We start from the raw sequence: 4,820 nt of genomic DNA, 5'->3' as shown, positions 1-4,820 counted from the left end.
GGAAATTCGGTAATTGGTAATTGGTAATAGTTCAAATAAATTCATTGCTTTATGAAATAACAGTTTGGCAGAACTTGATTTCAAAATCTTATACCAGTTTGATAAATATTTGCTACAAATAGGTAGACTATTTATTAGGAGTCAACCCACCCCTAACCCCTCCTGGGAGGGAAAGTTAGGAGTCAGGATAAATGGCTTCGATATCATTTTTTAGGTTGAAACTTATCTTTTTAATCAAAGGGACATCTCCTGCATGTGTCTTTTAATCATCCAAATTATTCGTAACATTCTTTTTTTTTCTTTATATGGTATTAACCATAACTGACCATCTGAAAATAGTATTATATTTAGTTAGGATAATTACCGATCGATAAAATGTCAAGTATTTTCCACCGAGGAGAAAGAGACCGGATATATTTCATTTTCTTCTTCATTACCTACTGTTTTTTCATTAGACTTTAGAATGATTTCAAAGATGGCTCCTTGCGGTTGGTTGCTTATAACACAAATTTTGTCTCCATGGGCCTCAACAACCATTTTGCAAAAGGCTAAACCCAATCCTATTTGGGAAACACCAGACATCATAGTTCCAACCTCGTATTTCTCAAAAATCTTTTGTTGCAATTGTTCTGGAACGCCCGGACCCGAGTCGATCACCTGAATTCTGCAATCTCCAGAATTGAGCAATTCTAAACTCACGATAATTTTACTCTTATGTGGAGAAAACTTAATAGCATTTGAGATCAGGTTATCCAAAACTCTATGATACAGAGTGACATCAATAGTAACTTTTTTACAGATAGCTTCTGGGAGTTGACTAACTAGGGACTGATTTTTTTGCTCGGCGACCGCTTCAAAGTTTGAAATAGCAGACTCGATCAAACTACATAGTTTTACCTGTGTCCGGTTGAGACGAATTTGACCAGATTCCAGTAAAGCCATATTTAATAAATCATCAATTAATACTTGTAATGTTTGTGCTGACGAATAAACTTGATTTAGTTTAATATTTTGCTGATCTTGAGGATAATTAGGATTTTTCAAGAGTTCTAAACCAAACAAAATAATAGTCAAAGGATTTCGTAAATCGTGAACGACCATTTTTACCATATCTTCTCGTAATTTGAGCATAGTTTGTAAGTTATCATACTGGTGCTTAATTCGTAGCATGGAGCTAACTCTCGCCCTCAGCTCAATGGTATTAACGGGTTTACTGATAAAATCGTCAGCGCCAGCATTTAGACAATTTGCCAAATCTGACTTTGCGCTTAATGCCGTGACCATAATAATGGGAACAGCTTGCCATGCTGACATAGCTTTAATTTGCCGACAAACTTCAATACCATCAATTCCCGGCATCATTACATCAAGTAAAATCAGGTCTGGGTTGTAGGTTTCTAGGTTGGCGATCCCCTCTTCACCACTGGCAGCATAATACAACTCATAGTCTTGGTCGCTCAAAAGAGCTTCAATCACATCAAAATTATTAGGCTCATCATCAATCACTAAAATAGAAGGTAAATGCATTTATTTTGTGTTTAAAAGTTTTTGAATTGTGGTTGCCAATTGTTTTAGTTTAACAGGTTTGCTCAAGTAATCACTAGCTCCAGCCGCCAGACAACGTTCTCGATCGCCCACCATCGCTAGAGCAGTCAGTGCCACTATCGGCACATCGACCAAGTTAGGAATACTACGAATCTGCTCTATGGCCTGGAGGCCATCTATCTTTGGCATTGAAATGTCCATCAGAATCAGATCGGGGTTTTCCGACCGAGCGAGGGTAATTGCTTCCTCTCCATTCCTAGCCAGCAGAATTCGATAGCCTTTAGCTCTCAGATAGCTTGAAACTGTACTAATATTTACTTTGTTATCTTCTGCCAGCATAATTAATGGTGATATTTGCTCTTGAGGCTGAGTTAGTTCAATGCTAGGTTCAGGCTGCACTTCCAATTCGTTGGAGGTGTCTATTGTCAAAGTGTAAGGAAGGTCGATGGTGAAGCAACTACCAACCCCTATCTCACTGGTGACACCCACTTGCCCGCCGTGATGCTCAACAATACGTTTCACTAAAGCAAGCCCTAAACCTGTCCCTTGGTAGTGCCGATTCAAGGAACTATCAATTTGGACAAAAGGCTGAAATAATTTTTTAAGGTTTTCTGGAGCAATGCCAATGCCAGTGTCAATAACAGCAATTCGTAGGAATTTTTTGAATTTGTTGGCCTTTGAGTCGAACTGCTGGCGATTGACCTGGACTTCCAAGGAAATACATCCCCCATCTGAGGTAAATTTGACAGCATTATTGAGTAGGTTGATTAAAACTTGGCGGATGCGTCGTTCATCCACGAATAACTCAGGCAGGTTTTGGGGCAGTTTCATTTCTAGTTGAATGCGTTTCTTTTCGGCAAGTTGTTTGATGAAGGCCAGACTAGATTGGCACAGAGAAGAAACTGTAGTGAGTGTAAAGTTTAGCTCTAACTGACCCGATTCAATTTTGGCGAGATCCAGAATGTCGTTAATGAGCTCTAACAGATGCCTTCCACTACTCTCAACAGTTTGTATAGCTTTCATTTGTTGCTCATTAATACTGCCAAATATCTCCTCTTGTAGCCCCTCTGTGATGCCGAGGATTGCGTTTAGGGGAGTGCGCAGTTCGTGGCTCATGTTGGCTAGAAATTGGTTCTTAGTCCTGTTTGCGGTTTCGGCAGTTTGTTTTGCTTGCTCTAATGAAAAGACTTTTAGGGCGACTTGTTGTTCTAAGTTTTGAGTCAGCCTTCTTAATTGCATATGAGTATTAACTCTGGCAAGGACTTCTTGTTCTTGAAATGGCTTAGTAATATAATCTACTGCTCCTAGCTCAAAACCTTTAATTTTGTTTTTTGTATCTGCTAAAGCTGTGATAAAAATTATGGGGATATTGCAAGTGGTATGATGGGATTTGAGTTTTTTACAGATTTCAAAGCCATCTATGTCAGGCATTGTGATGTCTAATAAAATTAAATCTGGTAATTTCCGCTCTAGTTGTTTGAACGCTCGTTTTCCGTTGGTGGCGATCGCCACATCATACCCTACTACACTGAGTGTTTCTGAGAGGACATCTAAATTTTCTGGTATATCATCAATGATTAAAATGAGTCCTATTTGTTTTGCTAATTCTTTATTCATGACTTGTGAGAGTTTAGAGACTGTTTAGAATTAATGTGCTTTTGAATTAATATCTCAATTTCTTCGGTTTGAAATTGCTTTGCCAGTTGTGAAATTTTCTGGGTAAAGGGCAGATAGCAATCGCTCTTTTGCCCAATTTTTTCAGCCGTTTTTGCTAGCTTGAACAGTAAGCCATCCTAGGCCAACTCAAATAGAATTTGTAAATCCTCTAATGGCGGTGCAATTATTTCGAGAGTATCATCTTGAGTGATAGTAGAAGTTGAGACTAACTTAATTGTTTCATATTTCCAAGTCACTTGTAGATAGTTAGTAAGTAGAGTGAATATCTCCTCGGTATTTACAGGTTTGGGTAAAAAATCATCATCTCCTGCATCTAGGCGTTGGTGAATATAGAATGGTATAGAATAAAAATGCTTCAGTATTCCATTTCCTGACTACTATACTACTTAAAATTTAAGACTGTGCCAATTCCTATCTAGAGGATTACAAGTTCACTAACGCCTACAATTGGTTGGGGTTATAAGACACGAAGTGGCAAGTCCTTGACTATCCCCATCCACTTCTTCCTTCTTCAATCTGGTTTTTGATTCAACCATTCATTAATTTCCTGAGCTAATCGCGTGCTATCTTTTGGGTTCATCGCTCGATCTAGTTGATATTTATCTATTTGAGATTGAATTGTCACTTGATAACCAGATTCAAACTTAGATGATAATACCTGTAAAATATCTCTAGTATTTCCCTGGCATTTCCCGTAAATAAAATTAAATAAATGTCGTTCTACCTGAAAACTATTACGGTCAATATAAATATATTTTTTTTCTCCAAAGAGTATATATATTCCTACAAAAATAATGATCAAAAATAATATTCCATAAATTGGATTAGTTAGCAGTAAACCAAAAAATATACAAAGCGCTCCACCAATAATTCCAGAATCTTTTAGTTCTCTTAAACTAGGTGCATGAGTATAGATTTCTATCATATCTGGAGATTTATTAACGGTAATAATAATACTAAAGTTTAGAGGATTTTTTTGAGGTGTAACTAATGGTTGAAGTTTTGGTTTTGAGTCTAGGGATGTCAAAGCTTCACGGGCATTTTGAAAGCGACTTCCTAAATCCATTTCTGTAATTTTGTTAATCCAAGTTGCGAAGTTAGGATTAATATCAACCTTGTCAGAAAATTGAATATGATAATTTTTTTGTGGTAAATCCACAGGGGAAATTCCAGTTAGTAAATGAATTAAAGTAGCTCCTAAACCATATAAGTCTGAAGCTGGCACTGCTCTACCCCAAAATTGTTCTAGGGGAGCATAACCGCTAGTGCCAATAATAGTAAAAGTTACTCCCTGAGCATTACCTTGAGATTGTACCGCGCCAAAATCTACTAAATAAATTTGTTGGTCTGCACCCATAATTAAATTACTGGGTTTAATATCTCGATGCAAGACTGGAGGCTCTAGTTCGTGGAGATAAATTAGAATTTCTAATACTTCTTTAGCAATTTTTTTGACATCTTCTTCTATGAAATTTTTATCCCTATCTAATAATTCTTGGAGGGAAAAACCAGGAATATAATCTTGCACTAATGCAAACCAAGGCAAACCTGAATTTGCTTATTTTTCCTTGGAAAAAGAAGCAAATTCAGGTTTGCCA

The 4,820-nt window shown here is 37.1% G+C and carries 4 protein-coding genes; 1 reads left to right on the top strand and 3 read right to left on the bottom strand.

Annotated features, from left to right (window positions below; all coding sequences use genetic code 11):
- The first annotated feature begins 64 nt into the window (after positions 1-64).
- Complete coding sequence (locus tag F6K13_RS18585) at positions 65-214, top strand: hypothetical protein (protein WP_287287971.1); 150 nt, start codon at positions 65-67, stop codon at positions 212-214.
- A 164-nt stretch (positions 215-378) separates the two neighbouring features.
- On the opposite strand, the gene F6K13_RS18580 is transcribed toward F6K13_RS18585, so the two are convergent.
- The 3 genes from F6K13_RS18580 to F6K13_RS18570 form a co-directional block, all read right to left on the bottom strand.
- Positions 379-1,527 (bottom strand): hybrid sensor histidine kinase/response regulator, encoded by a 1,149-nt coding sequence (locus tag F6K13_RS18580; protein ID WP_124146282.1) that lies wholly within the window; start codon positions 1,525-1,527, stop codon positions 379-381.
- Complete coding sequence (locus F6K13_RS18575) at positions 1,528-3,162, bottom strand: response regulator (RefSeq protein ID WP_124146283.1); 1,635 nt, start codon at positions 3,160-3,162, stop codon at positions 1,528-1,530.
- Positions 3,163-3,733: 571 nt separating this feature from the next.
- The gene (locus tag F6K13_RS18570; RefSeq protein ID WP_287287970.1) at positions 3,734-4,768 is read right to left on the bottom strand and encodes an AarF/UbiB family protein; all 1,035 of its coding nucleotides are present in this window, start codon (positions 4,766-4,768) and stop codon (positions 3,734-3,736) included.
- Positions 4,769-4,820 lie beyond the last annotated feature (52 nt).

Source organism: Okeania sp. SIO2B9 (genome assembly GCF_010672505.1).
In the GTDB taxonomy this organism is placed as follows: Bacteria; Cyanobacteriota; Cyanobacteriia; order Cyanobacteriales; family Microcoleaceae; genus Okeania; species Okeania hirsuta.
The sequence above is the reverse complement of the archived record's forward strand: the minus strand, read 5'-3'. Positions and strand labels throughout refer to the sequence as shown.

What these genes read in the sequence shown, in the direction of transcription:
- F6K13_RS18575 (WP_124146283.1), bottom strand. Translation starts at nt 3,162, where the DNA reads ATGAATAAAGAATTAGCAAAACAAATAGGACTCATTTTAATCATTGAT.
- F6K13_RS18580 (WP_124146282.1), bottom strand. Translation starts at nt 1,527, where the DNA reads ATGCATTTACCTTCTATTTTAGTGATTGATGATGAGCCTAATAATTTT.